This is a genomic window from Nocardia panacis, assembly GCF_003598715.1.
Lineage (GTDB): Bacteria > Actinomycetota > Actinomycetes > Mycobacteriales > Mycobacteriaceae > Nocardia > Nocardia panacis.
Genome location: NZ_QZFU01000023.1, coordinates 230,462 through 256,256, shown reverse-complemented (window position 1 = coordinate 256,256; position 25,795 = coordinate 230,462). Strand labels below are relative to the sequence as shown.

The 25,795-nt window shown below is 69.6% G+C and carries 2 protein-coding genes; both read right to left on the bottom strand.

Annotated elements, in window-relative coordinates:
- Positions 1–16: 16 nt before the first annotated feature.
- Positions 17–790, bottom strand: coding sequence for an FkbM family methyltransferase (locus D5S18_RS20045; protein ID WP_120042581.1), 774 nt, complete (start codon positions 788–790; stop codon positions 17–19).
- Positions 787–25,092 (bottom strand): non-ribosomal peptide synthetase, encoded by a 24,306-nt coding sequence (locus D5S18_RS20040; RefSeq protein WP_120042580.1) that lies wholly within the window; start codon positions 25,090–25,092, stop codon positions 787–789. Before D5S18_RS20040 ends, D5S18_RS20045 begins: the two co-directional genes overlap by 4 nt.
- Positions 25,093–25,795 lie beyond the last annotated feature (703 nt).

Genomic DNA, 25,795 nt, shown 5'->3' with positions numbered 1-25,795 from the left:
GCCGAGCGGCGGGCAATCACCCGCGGACGGCGAACACCTCGTGCAGTTCGGTGCCCCGCAGTGCGGGATCCTGCCGTGATCGCGGGCTCAGTCCGTGCACGGACAGTTCCGAACAGAACTCCGCCAGGCGCCCGTCGTGATCGTGCACCTCGGCGACCACGGTCCGCACCCGCGCCCAGTCGGAGTCGGAAATACCGCGCAGCACATCGAATTCGGCGCGCTCCACATCGATCTTCAGCACCCCGATGGCCGAGCGCGCGTCATGGCCCGCCAGCAGTTTGGACACCGTGGTGACCTCGACCTCGATCTGCTCGCCCACATGCAGTCCGGCGGTGAGCGCGTCGATGGCGTCGTCGGGTAAGCCGCTGTTGCGCAGGAAGATCCGGGTGGCGGCGGTGTCGGCGTCCGGGTCGGCGTACAGGCTGGAATTGGCGGAGGCGCGCGGGTACACCGTGAACGGCAGCACGCCGGATTCCGCGCCGAGCGCGACCTGAGCGGCGGTGCCGCGCGGGACGAAGGCCGCCAGGTTCTGACGCAGACATTCGAAGATCGCGGGCGCGGGTTCGGCCGCGATCACCCGCACACCCGGACAGGTGTCGGCGAACATCATCGCGGACAGCCCGACATTGGCTCCGACGTCGACGACCAGGTCGCCGGGCCGCAATTGGGCGGCGGCCAGGCGATAGAACCCGGCGGCCGACATCTCCGACCAGAGCATGCGGGTTTCGGCGGGACTGGTGCAGGCCACACTCCGGCCGTCGGCGAGCCGCAGATGCTGGCAGGATGTCATCGCATGAACCTTTCGAGTGTCGGGCCGATCTCGGCCAGGGCGAAGGGATGGGTCAACTCCAGATGCCGGGCATCGACCACGGTGTTGTGGATGGCGCCGGTGAGATAGTCCCGCCAGGTCGCGGTCAGGGTGTCGGGGTCGGCGTGGTCCTTGCCCGCGGTGATGAAGACCAGATCGCCGTCGAAAACCTCCGGTAGGTAGGAGTGCGCGAGTTCCGTCGCGGTCTCGAAGCTGTTCATCACCCGCAGCACTTGGTCGTCGGTGAACAGTCCGGTGCCGATGACCTGCTCACGGATCACCGCCCATGCCGCTTCGGCGGTGTCGGCGGTCACCGCCGCGTCGAGGTCGAACAGTTCGCGCCAGCCGCCCAGCAGATCCGCCAGCCGATCGCCGGGCGCCGCATCGGATTCGGGCGCCGCGAGGTGCTCGCCCGCCGCGCTGTCGAGCATGGCGAGCAGACCGACCTCGGCGCCGTCGCGCTGCAATCTGGTCGCGACGGCATGCGCGATCTCGCCGCCGAGCGACCAGCCCACGAGGTGGTAGGGGCCTTCGGGTTGGACGGCGCGAATCTCGCGCACATAGCGGTCGGCCAATTCGCCGAGTGTGGTCGCGATCGGCTCGCCGGCGACGACATGCGGGTCTTGCAGGCCGTAGACCGGTCGGTCACCGTCGAGGTGTCCGAGCAGTCCGCCGTAGAACCAGGCCAATCCGCCCGCCGGGTGGATGGCGAACAGCGCGGGGCGCTCGCCTGCGGGCCGCAGCGGCAGCAGCACCTGCATCCCGGAGCCGCCGTCGCTGTCGTCGGCTCTGGCGGCCAGTGCGCGCGGGGTGGCGTCGTCGAACATCCAGGGCAGTTCGATCCGGACACCCCTGGCGCGCAGTTCGGTCACCACCATGGTCGCCAGCAGCGAGTTGCCGCCCAGGTCGAAGAAGCCGTCCGTCGCGCCGACCCGGTGCACCCGCAGCACCTCGGCGTAGACCTCGGCGATTGTCGCCTCGGTGTGGTTGCGCGCGGCGGCGGGCTCCCGGCCGCCGCGCTCGAAGTCGGGCGCGGGCAACGCTTTTCGATCCAGTTTGCCGTTCACGGTGACCGGAAGCGACGGCAGCGCCACGATCGCTGCGGGGACCATGTATCCGGTGAGCACCCGCGCGGCCGCCGCGGCGACTTCGTCCAGGTCGAGGGTCTGTCCGTCGGCGGGGACGACATAGCCGATCAGCTGGTCGATATCGCGTTCGTGGCGGTGGACCGCCGCGGCCGCCTGCGCGACATCGGGATGTCGCAGCAGTGCGGCCTCGATCTCACCGAGTTCGATTCGGAAACCGCGCAATTGGATCTGAGCGTCGGCCCGGCCCAGGTAGTCCAGTTCCAGTCCGTCGGCGCGGGCGCGCCACCGCCCGACATCGCCGGTGCGGTAGAGCCGGTCGCCGGGCGCGCCGAACGGGTCGGCGATGAACCGATTGGTGGTGCGTGCCGGGTCGCGCAGGTAGCCGCGCGTCAACTGCGCACCGCTGACATACATTTCCCCGGCCACGCCGACGGGCACGGGCCGCAGGCGGTCGTCGAGGACGCGCACGCCCAATCCCGGTAGCGCCGTGCCGATGCCACCGGTGTCGTATTCCGCGAGCTCGCAGTAGCTCACGTGCACCGTGGTCTCGGTGATGCCGTACATGTTGACCAGCAGTGGTTCTCGGGAGCTGTGCGTGCCGAACCAGTTCGCCAGCCGCGTGGCGTCCAGCGATTCACCGCCGAAGACCACATAGCGCAGTGTCGAGCGGTCGGGCCGTCGCAGCTCGGCGTCGGCGAATCCGTAGAAGGCCGAGGGTGTTTGGCTCAGAACCGTGACTTTCTCGCGGTGCACGAGTTCCACGAATGCCGCCGGATCGCGGCTGGTCGGGTAGTCGACCACCACGACGCGGCCGCCGGACAGCAGTGCGCCCCAGATCTCCCACACCGCGAAGTCGAAGGCGTAGGAGTGGAACATCGTCCACACGTCCTCGGGGCCGATATCGAACTTCTGCGCGGTGTGGGTGAGCAGGGTGACCACATTGCGATGGGTGACGGCAACGCCTTTCGGGCGTCCGGTGGAGCCCGAGGTGTAGATGACGTAGGCCAGGTTGTCGGGTCGGGCCGGACTCGGCGTGCCCGCGGGTTCGGGTGCGAACTCGTCGTCGAGCAGTACGGTCGGCAAGTCGAATTCCGGTAGCGCGCCCGCGAGTTCGGAGGTGGTGAGCACCACGCGGGGCGCCGCGTCGGCCACGATGTAGTGCAGCCGATCGGCCGGGTAGGCCACATCCAGCGGCAGGTAGCCCGCGCCGCTCATGAGCACCGCGAGCAGTCCGGTGACCAGGTCGGTGGTGCGTGGAAGCGCCACGGCCACCAGCGATTCCGGGCCTGCCCCGCGGTCGGCGAGTTCTCGGGCGAGCTGTGTCGCCCGCTCGGACAACTGCGCGTAGGTGAGCCGCGTCGTCGCGTCGGACACCGCGATCGCCGTCGGGTCGGCGGCGGCACTGGCCGCGAACAACTCGGCGAGGGTCGCCTCGGGGACGGCGAGCCCCGGTCTGCCCGCGGCGGCGAGCACCTCGGCCACCTGCTCGGGTTCCTGGAAGTCGATATCGCCCACCGCGATATCGGGTTCGGCCGTCACGGTCCGCAGGATCCGCACGTACCAGTCGGCGAAGCGCCGCATGGTGTCCTCGGTGAAAATGTCGGTGGCGTAGATCAATCGACCGAGGTAGCCGAGTGCCGAACCGTCCGCGTCGAACCGCTCGACGAGTTTGACGTTCAGATCGGCGTGGGCGGGTACGAAGACGTCCTCGATCGGCGTGACCGTCAGCCCCGGCAGCACGAGCGTCGCCCGGTCCAGGTTCTGGTAGTCGATGGTGACCTGATAGAGCGGCAGATGCCCGGTCGAGCGAATCGGATCGACCGCCTCGACGATCCGCTCGAACGGCACATCCGCGTTGGCCAGCGCCGCGAGGTCGATATCCCGGACGGCGGCCAGCAATTCGGTGAACGACTGCGCGGGTCGCACCGGTGCGCGCAGGACGACGGTATTGGTGAACATGCCGATCAGGTCGTCGAGTTCGCGCTCACCGCGTCCGGAGACCGGTGTGCCGATGGCGACGTCCTCGGTGCGCGCCAGCCGCGCCAACAGCACCGACAGCGCGGCATGCGCGACCATGAACGGTGTGGCTCCGGCCGAATGTCCCAGTGCGATAAGGCGTTCCTGCAGGGCGGCCGGGATCTCGAAATCGAACGACCGACCCCGCATCGAAGCGACCTGCGGCCGCGGGTGATCGGTGGGCAGTTCCAGCAGCCCCGGCAGTCCGGCCAGTTGCTCAGTCCAGAAGCGTAGTTGCCGGGCCAGCAGCGATCCGGTATCGGCCTCGTCGCCGAGCAGTTCCCGCTGCCACAGCGCGTAATCGGGATACTGCACCGGCAGCGGCGGCCACTGCGGTGCGGCCTGCCGCAGGTGCGCGAGGTAGGCGGCCGCGACATCGCGGGCCAGCGGGATCATCGACTGCCCGTCCGCGCAGATGTGGTGCACCGCGATGACCAGCACGTGGTCGTCCGGCCCGAGTTCGAACAGTTCCGCGCGCACCGGCGGCGCCTCGGTGACCTGGAATCGGCGCGACACCACTGCCTCCACGGCCTTGGGCACCAGTGATTCGTGCACCGGAACGGGCGACAGGGCAGGCACCACGGTGTCGGCGGGCAGCACCACCTGATACGGAATGCCTTCGATCGCGGGGAATTTCGTGCGCAGCGAGGCATGCCGGTCGATGACGGCCGTGCAGGCGCGGCGCAGGGCTTCGATATCGATGGCGCCGTTGAGCCGCATGACCAGCGGAACGTTGTACGCGCCGACCGAGAGGTCGAGCTGGTTGAGGAACCACATGCGCTGCTGCGCCGGTGAGAGCGGTACGGGCTCGGATCCGGCGCGGGGCCGCAGTGCCGGACGTTCGGCGGTGTCCCGCGTGGACAGCCGCGCCGCCAGATCTCCGAGCACGGGGGCGGTGAAGATATCGCGCACCGAGGCCCGCACGCCGAGGGCGGAGCCGAGTCGCGCGGCCAACCGGGTCGCGCTGAGCGAGTCACCGCCGAGTTCGAAGAAATCGTCGCGCATTCCCGCGCGTTCGATGCCGAGGGTGTCGGCGCAGAGTTCGGCGACCAGCCGCTGCGCGGCAGTGCTCGGGGCGAGATAGTCCGCGGGAGCAGCGAATCGCGGTGCGGGCAGCGCGGCGCGGTCGAGTTTGCCGGTGACGGTCAGCGGCAACCGATCCAGCACCACACAGGTATCGGGCACCATGTGCGCGGGCAACCGCGTGCGCGCGGCGGCGCGCACCTGCTCGATATCCAGATCCGGTGCGCCGACCAGATATCCGACCAGTCTGGGTGTGCCGTGCTCGTCCTCGCGCAGTGTCGTGACGGCATGGGCCACCGCGGGCTGGGCGGTCAGCACCGCGTCGATCTCGGCGAGTTCCAGTCGTTGCCCGCGCACTTTGACCTGATGATCGGCGCGGCCCAGATATTCGAGCGTCCCCTCGGCTGTCCACCGCACCCGGTCGCCGGTCCGATACATCCGGGCGCCCGGATGGTGCGGGGCGGCAACGAAACTCGCCGCGGTCGCGGCGCGCCGTCCGAGATAGCCGCGCGCCAGGCCGACGCCGCTGACATACAGTTCGCCGATCACCCCGACCGGCACCGGCCGAAGCGCGGCATCGAGCACCACGGCGTCGATGCCGCGAATCGGACCGCCGAGGGTGACCGGACCCTGCGCGGGCAGCGGATCGCTGATCGCGACCATGATCGTCGTCTCGGTGGGACCGTAGCCGTTGTACAGCTCCCGTCCCGGCGCCCACCGGGCCGCGAGTTCGGCCGTGACCGCCTCACCGCCCGCGATCAGGACCCGGAACCCGTCCAAGCCGGTGGGTCGCATGGTCGCCAGCACCGACGGGGTGAGGAAGGCATGGGTCACCTCTTCGCGCCGGATGAGCTCGGCCAGTTCGGGACCCGCGTAGGTATCGGGCGGCGCCACCACCAGCGCCGCGCCGTGCGGATGGGCCAGCAGCAGTTCGAGCATGATGGCGTCGAATCCCGGTGCCGCGACCTGCAATACGCGCGAACGCGGCGTCACCCGGTAGCGATCCCGCTGCTCGGCGGCGAAATTCGCCAGTCCGGCCTGGGTGAGGGCGACACCCTTGGGAGTCCCGGTCGATCCGGAGGTGTAGATGACGTACGCGAGGTCGGCGGCCCGGATCGGCCGGTCCGGCCGCATCGGCGTCGCGGGCTGCGCGGCGACCGTGCGCGCGAACTCGATGTCGTCCAGGACGAGCCGCTCCCAATCTCCTTCGGGCACACCTTCTTCCACCTCGGAGACGGTGAGCGCCACGCGGGCCGCGCAATCGGCGAGCATGACCGCGAGCCGGTCGGCCGGATTGCGCGGATCGAGCAGGGCCATCCCCGCCCCGATCTCGGCGACCGCCCGCATCGCGACGATCAATTCGACCGATCGGGGCAGCACCAGCCCGACGGTGTCACCGGATCGCACGCCGGCCACCACCAGCCGGTGCGCCAAGCGATGGGCCATCGTGTCCAATTCCGCGAAGGCGACCCGCCTGGCGCCGCACACCACGGCGACGGCATCCGGATCGAGGGCGGCGCCGCGACGCAGCAATTCGGCCAGGGGTACGGCGGACTCGGCCGCCGCGCCGCGCGCCGGAACCAGGGCCGCGCGCTGTTCGGCGGACATCAGTTCGATCGCCCCGACCCGCCGGTCCGGATCGGCCGCGAATTGCCGCAGCACCAGTTCCATCCGCTCGGCCAGACCCGCCGCGGCCGCGGCGTCGACGCGGGCGGGTTGATAGCGCAGCCGCACCCACAGTCGATCGGTGCGATGCGCCTGGATGGTGATCGGATAGTGCGCGGCATCCACGCCCGTCACCTCGGTCACCCGGACACCGTCGATCTCGGCCGTGCCCAGACCGCTGGAGTCGACCGGATACGACTCGTAGGCCACCAGCGTGTCGAAGAGTTGCCCGCGTCCGGCGTCGGCCAGGATCCGCGAGAGCGGGATGTGATGGTGATCGAGCAGTCGGGTCTGCTCGGCCCGCATCCGCACCAGCGACGCGGCGACGGTGGCGTCCGGTTCCAGCGGAACCACCACCGGCAGCGTATTGATGAACAGGCCCACCATGGTCTCGATGCCCGGCAGGCCCGCCGGTCGTCCGGAGACGGTCTCGCCGAACACCACCCGGTCACGGCCGAGTTGGTTGCCCAGCACCAGCGCCCAGGCGAACTGCACGATGGTCGACATCGTGACCCCGTGTGTCCGAGCCAGTTCCGTGAGCGCGTCGGTGATCTCGGCATCCATTTCCACCGTGCGGTCGGTCGGCACCTCGACTACCGCGTCGGCCGCGGCATCGGCGGCGATCAGCGTGGGTTCGAGGTCGCCCGCCAACTGCGCCTGCCACGGTGTGGTGCTGTCGTCCTGTGCGGCAAGCCATTCCAGATAGCTTCCGTAAGAAGGTTGCGCGGGCAGCAGTTCGGCCCGTCCGCGCGCCGCGTACAGCAGCACCAGGTCGCGCAGCAGCAGCGGCAGCGACCATCCGTCCAGCAGCAGGTGGTGGGCGGTCAGCACCAATCGGTGTTCCTCGGGTGCGGTTCGCGCCAGCACGAACCGCAGCAGCGGGGGAGTGGCCGGATCGAACGCCTGCGTCCGCTCGGCATCGAGCAGTTGGGTCAATGCCGTGGCGTCGGGCAGTTCCACGGCGCGCCACAGCAGCGGCGCCTGTGCGGGAATCACCTGGGCCACCACACCCGCCGCGGTGTGGGTGAACGCGGCCCGCAGGTTCGGGTGCCGGTCGAGCAGCGCGGCGGCCGAATGCCGCAGCCGCTCGGCGTCGAGTGGGCCGGTGAGGGTCATGGTGGCCTGCGCGGTGTACACATCCAGTGCGTCCGCCGCCAGATCGGCGTGGAACAGCAGACCCGATTGCAGCGGAGCCGGTGGCCACACCGCCGCGGGCGGACCGTATCGGCGGGTGAAGGTATCCAGGTCGGATTGGGTGAGTCGCACCAGCGGGGTGTCCGACGGTGACAGGCCCCAGTCGGCGTCGCGCTCGGCAGCCGCGGCGATCTCCGCCAGCGCCGCCTGCCATTCGGCGATCAGCTCGTGGATATCGTCGCTGTCGAACAGTCGGGTGGCGTATCCGATGCGCGCACGCACCGTCGGCCCGTCCGGGGCGTCGACGATGCTCGCGTCGATGGTCACCGGGGCCGCCGCGGGCAACAAGGGATCCAGTGCCGCCCGGTGGTCGAACTCTTCGGGGGCAGGCGCCCACGGGACCCCGGCCAGTGCGGCGAGATCCACGCCCGCGCGGCCGAGGTTGTTGAAGCTGACCTGCGGTTCGGGCAGTTCGGCCAGTCGGGGACCGGTCCTCGGGTTCAGATAGCGCAGCAGGCCGTAGCCGATGCCCTTGTCCGGCACGGCGCGCAGTTGATCCTTGACGGCGAGTACGGCGGTCCTGGCGTCGTCCCCGGCCGGGTCCAATGCCACCGGGTAGGCGCTGGTGAACCAGCCGACCGTGCGGGAGAGGTCCGCGCCGGGGGCGAGCTGTTCCTCGCGCCCGTGGCTCTCCAGCAGGATTCGGGTTGCGCTGTGCGCGCTGCCGCGCCGTCGCCGCCATCGGGCCAGTGCCAGTGCCAGACCGCCGAGCAGGGCATCGTCGACGGTGCCGTGCGCGGCATCGATCACCGGACCCAGCAGCGCCGTCGTCACCGGCGCGGGCACCGTCAGCAGTACCTGCCCCACCGTGGCCTGCGCATCGATCGTCGGATCGAAGGCCACCCGTCCCAGCGGCGGCTCCGGCTCGACCGCCGACCACCGCTCGAGTTCGGAGATCCGTTGCGGGGCCGCTGCTTCCAGCGCGTGTGCCCAGCGTCGCATCGATGTGCCGACGGCGGGAAGTTCCGGATGGATGCCCGCACGAACCTGCTGCCAGGCGCTGATGAAGTCCGGAATCAGCACGCGCCAGGACACGCCGTCGACCGCGACGTGGTGGATGACGATCAGTGCTCGGCCGGTCGCCGCTACTCCCGGTTCGGGTAGCAGACAGACGATCTGGACCAGCACGGCGGCGGGATCGAGTCGTCCGGCCGCCTCGTCCAGCGCGGTCTCGACCACGCGCGCGAAGGCCGCTGTGCCGGGTACCGCGTCGGAGCCGAAGGTGCGCACCGCGACGACCGACGCGGCATCCGGCGTGCCTGCCTGTGGGACTTCGAGGTTCGTGTCGAGGCGGGCGCGCAGCATGTCGTGCCGGTCGAGTATGGTGCGGACGGTCGCTCGCACATCCGCCAGTTGAGCGTCGGCAGGCAATTCGACCAGCATCGACTGCGCGAACCGAGCCGCGCCCGCCATCCGCTCGCGATACCAGGACACGATGGGGGTGGGCGGGATCGGACCGACACCGCCGCCGGGCAGCTCCGGCAGGGCGGCCCGATCGGTATGCCGCGCGACCTCGGCCAGCGCGCGAACGGTCTTGCGCTCGAAGATATCCCGCGCCGTCACCACCACTCCGGCGGCCCGCAGCCGCGAGGCCAATTGGATCGACATGATGGAGTCGCCACCGCGGGCGAAGAACGATTCGAGCGTCCCGACCGAGGGCACGCCGAGCACATCGGCGAAGCTCGCCGCGATCGTCGCCTCCAACTCGTTCGCGGCGGGCTCGGACGAATCCGCCTGCGGCACTTCGGGTTCGGGCAGCGCGCGGCGGTTCACCTTGCCGCTCGCCGTCAGCGGCAACTGGTCGAGCACCATGAGCACGGCGGGGACCATATGCTCCGGCAGCACCTTCGCGATCCGGTCGAGCAGACCAGCCGAATCCAGTGTGATGTCGGGTTCGGCCGCCACGTATCCGACCAGGATCGTCCGGCCCGCCTCGCCGCGTTTGGTGACGGTGACGGCGGAAGCGACTCCGGCACATTCCCGCAGCGCCGCATCGATCTCGCCGAGTTCCACGCGCTGGCCGCGAATCTTGATCTGAAGGTCGGCGCGGCCAAGAATTTCCAAGGAGCCCAAGGCATTCCAGCGGACCAGATCGCCCGTGCGGTACATCCGCGCGCCGGGCGCGCCGAAGGGCGCCGCGACGAAGGCCGCCGCCGTCGCGGCGGTGTGATTCAAGTAGCCGCGCGCCAAATGCACGCCCATCACATACAACTCGCCGGTGACGCCGATCGGCACCGGCCGCAGTCGATCGTCGAGGACGACGGCGGGAACCGCGCGCATCGGCCGACCGATGGTGATCGGATCGTCGCCCGCCAGGGCGGGGCTCGCGGTCACGGCTACGGTCGTCTCGGTCGGTCCGTACACATTGTGGAATCGGCGACCGGGCGCCCATGCCGCGCGCAGGTCGGCGGGCACCGCTTCGCCGCCGGTGGTCAGCGTGCGCAGTTCGTCCATACCGTCCGTCGGCAGGGTGGCCAGCACGCCGGGGGTAATGAAGGCGTGCGAGACATGTTGGGACCGAATGACTTCGGCCAGTTCCGGCCCGGCGTAGACGTCGGCGGGCGACACCACCAGGGTGGCTCCGGCGTCGCAGGCCATCAGCATCTCCATGATCACCGCGTCGAAAGCGGGTGCGGCCACCTGCAATACCCGCGATTCGCGATCCACCTGGTACTGGTAGGTGCCCTCGGCGGCGAGGCTGGCCAGACCCGCGTGGGTGACCACGACGCCCTTGGGCGTTCCGGTCGACCCGGAGGTGTAGATGAGGTAGGCGGCGTCGGCGAGTCGCAGCGGGCGGGCTCGGTCGGCATCGGTCACGGTGGCTGAGGAGGCGGTGGCGCCCCGGTCGTCGTCGATGGCCAGCCAGGTGATCTCGGCCGGGAGATCCGCGCGCGCCGCCGCGGTGGTGACACCGAGTCGGGCGCCGCTGTCGCGCAGCAGATGTGCGATGCGCTCGCTCGGGCTGCGCAGATCGATCGGCACGAAGGCCGCGCCGGACTTGGTGATCGCCGCCAGCGCCACGTGGTAGTCGATGGACCTCGGGATCGCCAGTGCGACAAAGGTCTCCGGCGCCGCGCCCGCCGCGATCAGCGACCGGGCCAATTGGTTGGACCTGCGGTCCAATTCACCGTAGGTGAGCGTCTCCTCGCCGCAGATCAGCGCATTCGCCTCCGGATCGGCGGCCGCCGCCGTCAGCAGTTCGGGCAGCGTGGCGGGCGCCAGATCCGCGTCCTGCCCGGTCGGGAGCAGCCGCGCGGTCTCCACCGCGTCGAGCAGTTCGATCTGCGCCACCGGCCGTTGCGGATGCTCCGTGACCGCCTCGAGCACCCGGACCAGCCGCGCCGCCAACCGCCTGGCCGTCGGTGCCAGGAAAAGATCGGTGGCGTAGACGATCTCGCCGGTCAGCCCGCCCTCGGCCTGCTCGGCCAGGAATACCGCCAGATCGGTTTTGGCCTGCGCCACACCGGGATCGAGCACCTCGACGACCACGTCATCGAGATCCAATCGCGGCGCGCGGGCATCGCGGAATCCGAACATCACCTGGTACAGCGGCGAATACGCGGTCGTATGCGGCCGATCCAGCAGATCCACCAGCCGCTCGAAGGGCATATCGGCGTGGTCGAGCGCCGCCAGATCCGTGGCCCGCACCTCGTCGAGCATGTCCAGGAACGACGCATCCTCCTCGATGCGGGTCCGCAGCACGACCGTGTTGACGAACATGCCGACCAGGTCGTCGAGTTCGGGCCGTCCGCGCCCCGCGACAGGGGTGCCGATCGAGATGTCGTCGGTATGGGCCGTGCGGCCGAGCAGCACGGCCAGCGCCGCGTGCAGCACCATGAACATGGTGACGCCCGTGCGCCGCGCGAGTTCGGCCGCGGCGGCGTGCAACCGGGCGTCGATCGCGAATTCGACCGAGGCGCCGGTCGTTTCGGCGACGGCAGGGCGCGGCTTGTCGGTCGGCAGGTCCAGCAGATCCGGCGCGTCGTCGAGTGTGCGCCGCCAGTAGGCGATCTGACCGGCCGCCACGGAATCGGGATCGTCCTCCGCGCCGAGCAATTCGTGCTGCCACGCGGCGTAATCGGCGTACTCGACCTCGAGCGGCGCCCACTGCGGCGGCGCTCCCGCGCGGCGGGCGCGGTAGGCGGTGAAGACATCGCGGGCCAGTGGTGTCATCGACGCGCCGTCGGCGGCGATGTGGTGCACCACCATGACCAGCACGTGCTCCTCGGCGCCGGTGCGGTACAGCCGCGCTCGGATCGGGAGGTCGCGCGCCATATCGAATCCGGCCGCGGCCGCAGCGCTGATCCGTTCGGCCGCGGCCGATTCGGTGACATCCTCGACCTCGAGCCCCAGATCCGCGGCGGGGTGCACCAGTTGGCGCGGCTGACCGTCGACGGCGGGATAGCTGGTGCGCAGCGGTTCGTGGCGGGTCACCACGTCCTGGAACGCCGCCCGCAGCGCGGTCGGGTCCAGCGGACCGGTCAACCGGGCGGCGAAACAGATGTTGTACGAACCCGATTCCGGATCGAGCTGATTCAGGATCCACATGCGCCGCTGCGCCGCGGCCAGCGGGATCTCGGCCTGGCGGGCGCGCCGCACCAGCGGCGGCGCGATATAGCTATTGCGCCGCGCGACCAATTCCGCCAGGGCCGCGACCGTGCGCGCCTCGAACAGGTCGCCGAGCGAAACCTGCACGCGCAGCGCCGATTCGGCGCGGGCCGCGATCTGCGCCGCGGTCAGCGACGTCACGCCGATCTCGAACAGATCCGTCGCGACACCGACCCGGTCCGCGCCGGTCACCCCCGCGACGATATTCGCCAGCACCGCTTCGGTTTCCGATCGGGGCGCGACGAACTCCGCCCGATCGTCGAACTCCGGGCTGGGCAGCGCGGCGCGGTCCAGTTTCCCGTTCGCGTTGAGCGGCAGCGCGTCCAGCACCTGCACGCCCGCGGGCACCAGATACTGCGGGAGCATCCGGCTCAGCCCGGCGCGCAGGTCGCGGCCGTCGATCCGGGCGCCGGCGACCGGGGTGACATAGGCGACGATCCGGTCCGATGTCACCACCGCGACCGCCTGTGCGACCGAATCGAATCCCCGCAGCGCGGCCTCGATATCGCCGGGCTCGACCCGCTGACCGTGATACTTGACCTGGAAGTCGCTGCGGCCCAAATATTCCAAGGTCCCGTCGCGCCGCAGGCGCGCCACATCCCCGGTGCGGTAGAGCCGCTGTCCTGGCGTGCCGAACGGATCGGCGACGAAGACACCGCAGGTCAGATCGGGACGACGCCGATAGCCGCGCGCCAACTGCACGCCGGCGACATACAGGTCCCCGGCGACGCCGACCGGCGCCGGTCGCAGGCGTGAATTCAGCACCCACACCGACATTCCCGCGACCGGTGCGCCGATGGGCACCGCGACACCGGTGTCGGTCACCGCGCACCGGTGCGCGGTGACAACCTCCGCTTCGGCCGGGCCGTACCAGTTGACGACCTCGGCAGCGCGGAACACCTCGGCGGCCCGCCGCGCCGTGCCCGTGCTCAGCGCCTCGCCCGCCGCGAACAGATGACGCACCGACGGCAGCGCACCGAGGGCCGGATGCTCCAAGAGGACATCGAGCAGCGACGGCACGAAATGCGCCGTGGTGATCGAGTATTCGGCGATCAGCCGGGCCAGGTAGCCGGGATCGCGATGTCCGCCGGGGGCGGCGAGCACGATGCGTGCCCCGACCTGCAATGGCCAGAACAGTTCCCACACCGCGATATCGAAGGTGATCGGCGTCTTGTGCAGCACCACATCCGTCGCGTCGTGCGGGTATTCCCGCTGCGCCCACGCCAACTGGTGCACGGTCGCCGCGTGGGTGAGCGCCACGCCCTTCGGGGCGCCGGTGGAGCCGGAGGTGAACAGTACATAGGCCGGGTTGTCCCGGCGCAGCGGCGCGGTCCGCTCGGCATCGGTGATCGGGCCGTCGGGCAGGTCGCTCGACGGCTCGCCGACCCGGACCACCGGCACGTCCTCCGGTAGGGCGTCGTCATCGCCCGCAGCGGTGACGACGAGCACCGGTCGCGCCACCTCCAGCACATGCGCGACGCGCGCGGCGGGATGGTCCGGATCCAGCGGTACAAAAGCGGCGCCGGATTTCACCACCGCGTACACCGCGACGACCAGTTCGGCGGACCGCCGCACCGAGACGGCCACCGTGGTCTCGGGACCCGCGCCGCGTGCGATGAGCAGGCGGGCCAGCCGATTCACCTCGGCGTCGAACTCGCGGTAGGTCAGGGTGCGACCGTCGGGCGCTACCAGCGCGACCGCGTCCGGTGTGCGCGCGACCTGTTCGTCGAACGCGTCGACGAGGGTGCGACCGGCGGGCGCCAGCGGGTCGAAATGACCGGCAGGCAGCGCGGGACGCTCGTCGGCGGTATCGAGGTTCACCTCGCCAACCACCGCGTCCGGATCGGTGACCACCGCCGCGAGCACCCGGATCAGTTGCGCGGCGAAACGATTCGCGGTCGTGGCATCGAAAAGGTCGGTGGCATAGGTCAATCGCAGCGTCAGTCGGGCCGGTTCGTGCTGCGGGCCGCGCTCCTCGGCGACGGTGAGCAGCAGATCGCAGATCGCCGCCTCCACCCCGATATCCACCGGTTCGATGCCGAGTCCGGGCAGGTCCAGGTCGGGCCTGGTCATATTCTGGTAGGCGAACAGCACCTGGAACAGCGGTGAATATGCCTTGGACCGCGCCGGATTCAGCACCTCGACCAATTGCTCGAACGGCAGCGACGCATGGTCGAATGCCGCGATATCGGTGTGGCGGTTGAGCTTCAACAACTCGGTGAAGCGTTGATCCGCCCGCACGCGGGTGCGCAGGACCAACGTGTTGACGAACATGCCGACCAGCCGGTCCAGCTCCCGATGACCGCGCCCGGCGTGCGGCACGCCGATGGTGATGTCGTCGGCGCCCGAGAGGCGGGCCAGCAGCACCGCCAGCGCGGTGTGCAGCACCATGAAGGGGGTCGCGCCGCTGCCGCGCGCGAGCCGGTCCACTCCGGCCGCGATATTGGGGGGCACGCTCATGTGCAGGACCGCGCCCCGGTGGGTCTGTTCGAGCGGTCGCGGTCGGTCGGCGGGCAGCGCGAGTACATCCGGAATACCGGCCAGCGTGTTCCGCCAGTAGTCGATCTCCTTGGCGGACAAAGATTCCCGATCGTCCGGTGCACCCAGCAGATCTCGTTGCCACAGCGTGTAGTCGGCGAACTGCACCGGCAGCGGCGACCATTGCGGAGCCTGCCCTTCGCGCCGGGCTCGGTAGGCCGCGATCAGATCGGCGGTGAGCGGCGCCACCGAGAAGCCGTCGCAGTTGATGTGGTGCACTGCCAGCGCGAAGACATGTTCCTGCGCCGTGAGCCGCCACACCGCGACCCGCAGCGGGACCTGCTGGGCCACATCGAATCCGGTGGTGAAGAACTCGACCAGCCGCCCGGTGAGCTCGTCCGGGGCGACGGTGTGCTCGCGCAGGTCGCAGGCCGCGACCACTTCCGCGACGGGCCGCACCACCTGGAAAGGCGTTCCGTCGACGGCCGGATAGACGGTGCGCAGACTCTCGTGGCGTTCCAGCACATCGGCCAGCGCCCCGGCGAGCGCGTCCACGGACACGGTCCCGGTGAGCCGAATCGTCAGCGGCACCACGTATGTGCCCGCCGAAGGATCCATTCGATTCAGCAGCCACATTCGAGTCTGGGCCGGGGACAACGGAATTCGCTCCGGTCGCGGCTGCGGCGCCGGGGCGGGGGCGGGGGCTCCGACCTGTTCGTGCCTGATCCAGCGGGCGAGTTCGGCGACCGTGGGGGCCTCGAAGATCGCGCGCACCGGGACGGTGACACCCAGGATCTCCCCGATTCTGGCCAGCGCCCGCGTCGCCAGCAGCGAATTGCCACCCGATTCGAAGAAGTCGTCGTCCGCGCCCATAACCGGGCGGTGCACCAACTCGCCGACGACCGAGGCGATGGTCTGTTCGATCAGCCCGGCGGGCGCGCGGTAGCGCGTGCCGAAGGTCTCCGGATCCGGCTCGGGCAAGGACCGATGATCGATCTTGCCGTTGGCGGTCAGCGGCAGCTCCGGAATCCGGATCACCTGCGCGGGAACCATATACGTGGGCAGCAGTCGCGACAGATGCGCGCGCACCGCGCCCGAATCCACTTCGCGCTCGGATACCGCGTACGCGACGAGGATCGGCCCACCGGCCGCCGCGTGCACCCTGGCGACGGCCGCGCGCACCCCGTCGTAGGTCAGCAGCGCCGCCTCGATATCGCCCAATTCGACGCGCAGGCCGCGGATCTTGACCTGGAAGTCGGTGCGGCCGACATAGCGCAGCGCACCCTCGGCGTCCCAGCGGACCAGATCACCGGTCCGATACAGTCTGTCGTGCGAGCTGTCGTGCGAGCCGAACGGATCGGCGACGAAGGTCGCGGCGGTCGCCGCCGGACGGGCGTGATACCCGCGCGCCAGCTGGATTCCGCCGATGTACAGTTCACCGGTCACCCCGACCGGCACCGGTCGCAGCCGCGAATCCAGCACGCGCAAGACCACATTGGTTTCGGGTCGTCCGATCGGCAGCACCGGATCGGCGGGCGACTCGGTGATCTCGTACCGGGTCGCGCTGACCGCCGCCTCGGTCGGACCGTACAGGTTGTCGATCGGGGCCGAACTCAGGGATCTGAAGCGCCGCACCGTCTCCCGATCCAGCGCCTCACCGATGCACAGCACCTGCCGCAGCGCGCGCAGGTCGTATTCGGCCGCGATATCGAGGAATACCGACAGCAGCGAGGGGACGAAGTCCAGCACGGTCACGCCGTGGCGGGCGGCGAGTCCGGCGACCGCGACCGGATCGGTGTGGTCGGCGCTGCCCGCGATCACCAGCCGGGCGCCTGCGGTCAACGCGGCGAACAACTCCCACACCGAGAGGTCGAAGGTGAACGGCGTCCGCAGCAGCAGGGTGTCGGCCTCGTCGATCCGATAATGTTCACGCAGCCAACGCAATTGGTTCACAACGGCCTCGTGCGGCACCGCGACGCCCTTGGGCACGCCGGTCGAGCCCGAGGTGAAGATGACGTAGGCGAGGTCGCCGGGGAGCAGCGTCCGAAGCCGTTCGGCATCGGTCACCGGGCCGGTCGCGATACCCGACTCGGCAAGTTCGGACAGTTCCCAAATGGTCGTGTCCGCAGGCAGTTCGACCGCATCCGCGGCGCGGGTCAGCACCGCCTGCGGTCGGGCCGCGTCAAGCACGGCGCGCGACCGGTCGACCGGATGGTCCGGATCCAGCGGCAGGTAGGCGGCACCGGCCGCGTGGATGGCGAAAAGCGCGCCCAGCAGATCGGTGGAACGCCGCATCGCGACACCCACCACGCTGCCGGGGCCGACACCGCGCCGAATCAGGATGCGCGCCAACACGTTCACCTCGGCCGCGAACTCGCCGTAGCTGCGTGTCACCTCGTCGGCGGCGTCGATCACCGCCGGTCGGTCCGCGCCCGCGACCACCTGCGCGGCGAACAGATCCGGAATCGTCGCGGGGGTCGCCGCGGCGACCGGACCCCGACTCCAGTCCGCGAGTGCCGCGGTTTCGCGCGGATGCAACAGGTCGAGATCGCCGACCGGACGCTCCGGTTCGGCAACCACCGCGCGCAGCACCGTCAACAGTCGATCCACCATCGATCGGATCGTTGATTCATCGAAAAGGTCGGTGGCATAGCCGAATTCGATACCCATCGGGCCGGGCAGCCCGTCCGGATCGAGACTGTCCACCAGATTGAGGTGCAGGTCGTACTTGGCCACCCCCGGCTCGATCAACTCCGCGCGCACCCGCAGGCCCGCGAGATCCAGGGTCGGCACCTCGATGTTCTGGAAGGAGAATCCGACCTGCGTCAGCGGCGCGTGCGCGGTGCTGCGCGGGGGATTGACCACCTCGACCAGGCGTTCGAAGGGGATATCGGCATTGTCGAATGCCGCCAGATCCGCCGCTCGGGCACGATCGAGGATCTCGGTGAACGGGGCGGCGGGATCGATGCGCATCCGCAGCACCAAGGTGTTGACGAACATGCCGATCATCGGGTCCAGCGCCGGTTCGCCGCGCCCGGCGATCGGGGTGCCGACCGCGATATCGGTGGCTCCCGAGAGCCGGGCCAGCAGCACCGCGAAAGCGGCTTGGGTCACCATGAACACCGTCGCGGCACGGTCGCGGGCCACCCGGACCAGGTCACGGTGCAATTCGGCGGGCAGCGCCGCCGACAGCATCGCGCCGCGCAGCGATTGCCGCGCCGGACGCGGCCGGTCGGTGGGCAGGTCCAGCAGTTCGGGCAGGTCGGCCAGCGCGGCCAGCCAGAACCGGATCTGGTCGGCGGTCACACTGCTGGGATCGTCCTCGGCGCCGAGGAATTCGTGCTGCCACAGGGCATAGTCGGCGTACTGCACCGGCAGCGGCGACCAGCCGGGTGACTCGCCGCGCCGCCGGGCGTCGTAGGCCACCGCGAGATCCTTGGCCAGCGGGGCCAGCGAGGACCCGTCGATGGCGATGTGGTGCACCACCAGCACCACCGTGTATTCCTCGGAGCCACTGCGCAATAGCGTGATTCGATACGGCACCGCGGCGCGGACGTCGAACCCGCGCTCGGCCTCGGACTTGATCGCGGCTTCGAGCTCGACCGGATCGACCGCGACCGGCTCCGGCACGGACACCCCGGCCTCGACCGGCAGCACCTGCTGATACGGCCCGGAATCGTCGTCGGGATAGTAGGTGCGCAGCGATTCGTGGCGGTCCGCCACATCTGTCAATGCCGCGCGCAGCGCGCCGACATCCAGCGGCCCGCTGATCCGGACGACGACCGGCACGTTGTACACCGCCGCCGAGGTGTCGAACTGGTTGAGGAACCACATCCGGGTCTGGGCGGGGGAGAGCGGGATGCGCGGCGGCCGCGGCAGCGCGCGCAGCGGTTCCCGACCGCCCGCTCCCACCGCCACGTCGGCCAGCAGGCGGGCCAACTCGTCGACGGTCGGCGCCTCGAAGATGGTCCGCACCGGGATCTCCACTCCGAACTCGCCCGCGATCCGCGCCGCGACCTTCGTGGCGGACAGCGAATTGCCGCCCAGATCGAAGAAGTTGTCCAGCGCGCTGATCTCGGCGGTGCCCAGCACCTCGCCGAAGATATCCGCGACGCGAACCTCGGCGGGCGTGCGCGGACCGATATCCGTTGCGGGCCGGGCGAATACGGGCTCGGGAAGTTGGGACCGGTCGAGTTTGCCGCTGGCGGTGAGCGGCAGCCGCTGCAGCACCATGCAGACATCCGGGACCATGTGGGCGGGCAGCCGATGACGTGCACTCACCCGCACCGCCTCGGCGTCCACCCCGGCGGCGCCCACCAGATATCCGACCAGCCGACCATCGCCGTTGGCACCGTGCACGGCCACGACCGCGTGCGCCACCTCCGGATGCTCGGCCAGTACGGCCTCGATCTCCGCCAGTTCGGTGCGTTGGCCGCGAATCTTGATCTGCTGGTCGGCCCGGCCCAGATACTGCAGGGTGTGCTCGGCCGTCCACCGGACCAGGTCGCCGGTGCGGTACATCCTGGCGCCCGGCTCGGCGGGGTTGGCGACGAAACCGGCCGAGGTGGCGGCCGGGCGGCCGATATAGCCGCGCGCCAATTGCACTCCGCAGACATATAATTCGCCCGCGACGCCGATCGGCACCGGGCGCAGCCCCGCGTCGAGCACCAGCGCGCCGATGCCCCGGATCGGGCCGCCGATGGTGATCGGACCGACGGCAGGTATCGGCGCGCTGATCGCCACCATGATGGTGGTCTCGGTGGGGCCGTAGCCATTGTGCAGATCGCGGCCGGGCGCCCAGACGCGCGCCAGATCGGCGGTCAACGCCTCACCACCCGCCACCAGCACTCGCAGGCAGGCCAAGCCGTCCGGCGACATCGAGGCCATGACCGTCGGGGTGAGGAAGGCGTGGGTCACCCGATGCGACCGGATCAGCTCGGCCAATTCCGCGCCCGCGTAGACCTCCGGCGGCGCGATCACCAGGGCGGCGCCGTTCGGGTGCGCCATCAGCACCTCGAGCAGGACCGCGTCGAAACCCGGTCCGGCGCCGAGCAATACCCGGTCGCTGGGTTCGACGTGATAGCGCTCGCGCTGCTCGGCGGCGAAATTCGCCAATCCCCGATGGGTGACGGCCACCCCCTTGGGAACTCCGGTGGTGCCCGAGGTGTAGATGACGTAGGCGATGTCGCTCGAATACACGGGGCGGCCCCGTTCGGCATCGGTCACCGGCGCGTCCGAACCGCGGGCGAGACTCTCTCGCACCTGCGGGTCGTCGACCGTCATGCGCGTCCAATTCCCGTCCGGCACTTGGTCTTCGAATCCGCGCGCGGTCAGCACGACCTTCGGCCCGCAGTCGGTCAGCATGGCCAGCACGCGCTGCGTCGGATTGCGCGGATCGACCAGCACCAGCGCCGCGCCGGTCTTGGCGACGGCCCAGACGCAGCGCACGAACTCCACCGAGCGCCCCAGCACCATGGCCACCACATCGCCCGGTGCGACACCCGAGCTCAGCACCCGGCGCGCCAGGCGGTTCGAATCGGCGTCCAGGGTGCCGTAGTCGATCCGCCGCGACCCGCTGATCACCGCATCGCGCGCCGCCACCCCCTGTGCGAGCAGTGCGGCGAGCGGTACCGGCGCGACCTCGGCAGGCCCCCGATACGGGAACAGGGCGGCCTGCTCGATATTCGACAGGAGCGACACTTCACCGACGCGGGCGCCGGGATCGGCCACCACCGCGTCCAGGACCCGGATCAGGCGCGCGGCCAGTTCGACGACCGTGGCATGGTCGAAAAGGTCTGTCGCGTAGTTGATCCGGAGCCCGGCATCGCCGCCGGAATTGCCCGCCACGGTGAAGATCAGATCCACCTTGGCCGGTTCCGGACCGGGATCGAGCACCTGGACCGCGAGGTCGGGCAACTCCAGTCGGGGTCGGCCGATATCGTCGAAGGACAGATAGACCTGGCACAGCGGTGCGTGCGCGGTGGAACGCTGCGGGCGCAGGCGCTCCACGATCCGGTCGAACGGCAGATCGCCGTGGATGAATGCGGCCAGATCGACCTGCTTGACCTGCTCCAGCAGGGTCATGAAGGTGTCCTCGGGGCGCACCGGGGTCCGCAGCGCCACCGTATTGACGAACATGCCCACCAGCGGCGTCAGCGCGGGGTCGCCCCGCCCGGCCAGCGGCGAACCGATGACGATATCGGTGCCGCCGGACAGTCGGCCCAGCAGCAGCGCCACCGCCGCGTGCGCGACCATGAACGGTGTGACATCGGCGGCCCTGGCGAGTTGTTCGATACCGGCGAAGGTGGCCGCCGGGATCGTGGTGGCGGCGACCGCGCCGCGCATCGTCGCCTGCGCGGGGCGCGGTCGGTCGCCGGGCAGTTCGACCACTTCCGGCGCGTCCGCCAATTGTGCTGTCCAGTAGCGCATCTGCTCGGCCGCGAGCGAATCCGGATCGCTGTCGGCGCCGAGCAGTGTGCGATGCCAGGCCGCGTAATCGGCGTACTGCACCCGCAATTCGGGCAGCTGCGGCGTCGTTCCGTTGCTTCGCGCGGCGTAGGCGGCGGCGAAATCGGCCGCCAACGGCGCCAATGACGATCCGTCGCAGCAGATGTGGTGCAGTACGAAGACCAGAATGTGGCGATCCGGTATCGGGGTCGCCAGCAGTGCCACCCGGATCGGCGCCTGCTCGCGCAGGTCGAACCCGCGCCCGGCGAGCTCGGCGATCCGCTCCGGTTCGGACTCGACAGGCTCTGCCACACAAGGGATCTGGGCGAGGACGGTCTCGGCCGACAGGATCTCCTGTACTCCGCGCCCATCGCGATCCGGATATCGGGTGCGCAGCGTTTCGTGCCGGACCAGCAGATCGCCCAGTGCCTCCCGCAGCGCCTTCGGATCGAGGCGGCCGCGCAATTGCACGATCAGCGGGATGTTGTAGGCGGCGGAGTCCGGATCGGCCCGATTCAGCAACCACATGCGCTGCTGGGCGGGCGCGAGATCGACTGCGCCGAGCCGAGCCACCGGGACCAGCGCGGGTCGAACCCGGCGCCGTGCGCGACCGACGCACTCGGCCAGCGCGGCCACGGTCGGATTGGCGAACAGGTCGCGGACCGAGAGCTCGCATTCGGCGGCGTCCGCGATCCGCGCCACCGCCGCGGCGGCGATGAGCGAATTGCCGCCGGCCTCGAAGAAGCCGTCCTGCGCGCCGAGGCGTTCCAGGCCGAGCAACTCCGCGAAGATCCGCGCGACCAGTTCCTCGGTCTCGGTGCGCGGCGCGACGTATTCCGCCACCACCGGCTCCGGCTCCGGCAGCGCCCGCGTATCGAGCTTGCCGTTGACGGTCAGTGGTAGCACCGGCAGCACCGTGAGCGTGCTCGGGAGCATGTAGTCGGGCAGCAGCGCACTCGCCCGCGCCGCGACGGCCGCCGGGTCGCAGGTCAGACCCTCGACCGCCACCAGGTAACCGTCGAGCCGAGCGGCCTCGGTCTCGGGCTGGTGCACCACGACGGCCGCCGCCGCGACGGCGGGATGGGCCAGCAGCGCGGTGCGCACCTCGTCCAATTCGATACGGAAACCCCGCAATTGGACCTGCTGATCGGCCCGACCCCGGTATTCGAGCCCGCCGTCGTGCCCGAGGCGGCCCACGTCACCGCTGCGGTAGAGGCGGCTTCCCGGCGGACCGAACGGATCGGCGACGAACCGCGCCGCCGTCAGATCCGGGCGATGCAGGTAGCCGCGCGCCAATTGGTCGCCCGCGACGTAGATCTCGCCCCACGCGCCGACCGGGGTGCGGCGCAACCGCTGGTCGAGCACGCGCACCCGCAATCCGGGCAGCGGCGCTCCGATGGCGCTCGGCGCGCCGGGCACGGCATCCGCCGCCACGAGCGGCATATGCGTGACGAACACGGTGGTCTCGGTGATCCCGTAACTGTTGACCAGCACCGGCAGCGTCGGATTGTCCGCGTACCAGGGGGCCAGCGCCGCCGGATCCAGCCCTTCACCGGAGAGCACCACCGTCCGCAGCGCGGGCGCGCCCGCCGGTGCGCCCGCGCGCAGATACCGACGCTGGGCGGCGGCGAACTGAGTGAACGCCGACGGCGTCTGGCTGAAGACGGTGACGCGCTCCATGGCGACCAACTCCGCCAATTCCTGTGGCGCCCTGGCGGTCATCGCATCCACCACCACGATCCGGCCACCGGAGACCAAGGGGCCGAAGACTTCCCAGATCGAGTAGTCGAATGCCGCCGAATGCAGGAAGGTCCACACATCGTCGGGTCGAATACCGAAGGCGGCGTTCGCGTTCGACAGATACGTCAGCACCGCGCGATGGCTGATGACAACGCCCTTGGGTTTGCCGGTCGATCCGGAGGTGAAGATCACGTAGGCCGTGTCATCGGGCCGCAGCGGTGCGCGGCGGTCGCTATCGGTGATCGGAGCCGAGGTATGGGTCACGACTTCGGGATCGATGATCCGATCCGGATCGGTGGGCAATCGGGTGGCCGTCTGCGCATCGGCGAGCACGACTATCGGATCGGCTTGGCCGAGAATGTATTCCAGCCGTTCCGTCGGATAGGTGACCTCGAGCGGCACATATCCGGCACCCGATTTCAGCGCCGCCACCATCGCGACGATCAACGCGCTGCCGCGCGGCAGCGCGATCGCGACCAGCCCGCCGGGACCCGCGCCCCCGGCGATCAGGCGTCGGGCCAACGCGGTGGCCTGTTCGTCGAGTTCGCGATAGGTGAGCGTCGCGTCCGGGCCGGAGACGGCGACCGCGTCCGGCGTCGCCGCGCACTGGCGCGACAGCGCGTCGACCAAGGTGCCGTCGGCAGTGTTGCTCGCGACCCCGGCCTCGGGGAGCAGGCGCTCCGCCTCGGGGGTGAGCAGTGGCAGGTCGAGCACCGTCGTATTCGGGTCGACGGCAGCGAAACGACCGAGAAAATCGACGAATCCCTCGGCGTGCGCGTCGATTTCGAGCTGGCTGTAGAGGTTCTCGTTGCCGTGCAGTTCGAGCAGGATCGGCGCGTCGGGGCCATGCCGGTACACATTGACCTGGAGATCGTCCAGCACGCCGGAGGTCAGCGCGTGATAGCGGCCGACGGCCGCGCCGAGTCGGATATCGGTGTCGAAGAAGACGATATTGACCACCGGGCCGAAGGAATTGGCGGCGGGATCGATCGCGGCCGACTCCCGACGCAGATCCTCGAACCGGAACCGCTGATGCCGCAGCGCGGACACCAGTTCGGCACTGGACGTCCTGACCAGTTGCGCGACCGTGGTGGCATCGTCGATGCCGAACCGAATCGGCACCATATTCGCCAGCATCGCCGCGGCCTTGCGCAGCCGCATCGTCACCCGCGCGCTCACCGGAACCGACAGCACGACATCCGTTGCGCCGGTCATCCGGGCGCTGAAGGCCGCGAACGCGGCCACCACCAGCTGCGCGGTGGAAGCGTCCAACTCGGCGGCCCGGCGGTCGAGCAGCTCGTACAGCGCCGCGGGCAGTTCGTGGGCGGCGTCGCGATCGATATCGCCCGGTCGCGCGGCCCGCCCGGACAGTCCCACCGGGGTCGGCAGTCCCGCCACCTTGTCCAGCCAGTACGCGCGGTCGTCGGCGAATCGCTTGCTGTCGCGGTAGTTCTGCTCCTCGTCGGCGATCTCGCTCAGCGTCGCGGCCACCAGCTTCGACGGGGGACGCTCGGCGAGGATGGCGTTGTAGTGCTCGGCGACGCGGCTGACGACATTGAACGCGCCGACACCGTCGATCACCAGGTGGTGGGCGCGTGCGTACCACAGGTACCGGTCGGCGCCGATGCGAATCAGTCGGGTGTCGGCCAATTGGTGCTGACTGATGTCGACCGGTCGGGTGTAGTCGCGGCGCATCCACGCCAACGCGGCGGCAGGCGGATCGGGCTCGCGGCTCAGATCCAGCACCAACTCGTTGAAGGTGATACCCGGATCGACGAACTGATATGGCCTGCCGTCGCGTTCGACGATCCGGACGATCATCGACCCGGTCTCCAAACGCGCCGCATGGACAGCCCTATTGAACGCGTCCGTATCCAGCGGACCGGAGATGTCTACGTATTGCGCGATATTGGTGGCGGCCCCGCTGTGCGCGCTGTCGGCCAACCACATCCCGTATTGTGCGAACGACAGCGGAATCAGTTCGTCTGCTGTTGCCTTGCGAAAGTCCCGGTGTTCGTCGTTCATGGCTGGTAGACCTCTTCCGATCGCTTCCGGCTCGCGACAGACTCAACCCACCCGATAATAGTGACGTCGGCATTGAATCACTGCTGATATATAGGACGCCGTCGATTCGGGGCAGGCCGCAGTCGCCGCCTTTCTTGGTGTACTCGCGACTTCGCTCAGGCAATAGCGGAGCAGACATGGCCCGATGGGTGCGGAGAAAAACGACGGCAATTGCGGCGAGGGATCTGACTGAGCATGGACATCCTTGCCTATCAGCGGCGGAGTGAACCTGGACTACAGCCCGAGAACGCAACCGTCCAGCGCATCGATGCCGTACCGCCAGTTCGGGCATCGAATCGACAACTCTGTCAGCGAACTGCCAGCATACCTGTTTGGTCGGAATGCACTAGTAACATTTCAAACCCGCTGCGGCCGAGGGGGATCACTTGAAGGTATTCGTCGGATAAACAACCAGTAAACCGTGCCGATGCGCGACTGATGGGACGAATTCTCGGGGCGAGTGAGACCACGGGTACAGGAAGATCGATCCATTCGTACCGACGTCAGGTCGATGGCGGTCGCAGGCGGCCCCCGGAGGGTAGTCGCCGTCGTGGACATAATCGGGATTGGTGTCCCGCAAAAGGAGTTCGACGGTTATATCAGCCGGTTGGCCTCGGAATGTCGCCTCCTTTTCGAGGTGGCGGACTGCTAGAATCCAACGCTT